The organism is Oleiphilus sp. HI0067, assembly GCF_001635735.1.
Genome location: NZ_LWFI01001716.1, coordinates 1 through 1,229, shown reverse-complemented (window position 1 = coordinate 1,229; position 1,229 = coordinate 1). Strand labels below are relative to the sequence as shown.

At 45.2% G+C, this 1,229-nt stretch carries 2 protein-coding genes; both read left to right on the top strand.

The window, feature by feature from the left end:
* Positions 1–443, top strand: a 443-nt coding sequence (locus tag A3739_RS30550; RefSeq protein ID WP_197472634.1) for a hypothetical protein, incomplete at its 5' end; no start/stop codon positions are given.
* Between the two features lie 482 nt (positions 444–925).
* Positions 926–1,229 (top strand): hypothetical protein (locus tag A3739_RS31125; RefSeq protein WP_231877165.1); only part of this gene is annotated, 304 nt, incomplete at its 3' end.

Genomic DNA, 1,229 nt, shown 5'->3' with positions numbered 1-1,229 from the left:
ATTTACGCTCGCACAATGGCGCCACGACTTACGCAATAGGCTCGTCTATTTTTCGGTATACGGATATTTGGGGAGAGCAACAAATACTGTTTGCGAAGGTGCAGCATGCTGGCTTCTCATCCAGAGATGCGGCTTCTGAAAACTTTAGTTCGTTCCAGATTGGCGCTGATCTCAAGTTTCCTGAGCGACTCATGCTTGGGCCTTTGAGCAGTTTCTTCTCATTCTATGTGACGAGTTATTATTTTGCTGTCGGCTTTGATCTTCAGGAAAACGAAGCTCTTGTTCTTCAAGATGAATACGTACACGAGCTTGGTTTTACTTGGGGCTTAGATAAAGCCATTGAAACCTCAGTGGGTGATATCGAGCGCATTGGCTTTGGCTATCGTTTTGCTGATGCAGAGGATGGTGTTTTTCACTTAGCGTTTAATTTTCCATTAGATTAGGGAACAGAGTCGGCGGCGGCCGATAGGCGCTTTAAGGTTTTGATTTGAGGTTTATTTGTTCTTTCTGTCATAGCGATGAATTAATTTAATCGGTTGTTGGATTAATGCTCAATTTCATTTAAATGTTTTTGTCAGCGGCGGCCTACAGCGCCTTAAGAGCTTTGATTGTTCCGCTTTCAGGTTTCGACCTAAAGGTCGAGTTAAGGCACTTGTGCTGACAAGTCCCTTAACAATCCCAATCAGCCCCGCTGACATGCCCTTCGGTCTTATTCGTTGCTCAAAAATAAACAGCGTCTGCGGGACTCGCCTTCGGCTCAAACAGTCCTCGACGAATTCCTGTTTATTTTATCCGCGACTCATCATGTCAGAAGGGGTGTTGGTGCAAGACACAAACCTTGTTTTTTTTCCAGATTTATCGAAGCGGCATCTGCCTTCTCGTAGGATGAGTGACGCCAGTTACAAATGGATAAGGCGAGGACTGTTTGAGAGAGCAGCGCGAACGAGACAAGGTGAATGGCGAAGCAAGAGAGTGTGGCCTGGGCCAGGCCGCAGCGCCATTTTTAACCAGTCACGAATGTACCCAAAGGGCCGCAGAGCAGGCACGCATTTCTTTGGTTCTTTCTTGCGCGAGCAAGAAAGAACATAAACGGATTAGGAGTAATGAATTTAAGATTAACGATAGTTTGAAAATAGACAACTCAACCCCAAAGCCCCTTTCAACAAACTTCAGTTCAAAACCTATCAGTCTTTATTCGTTGTCAGCTCGACTGCAAAGTCATGTTTGTT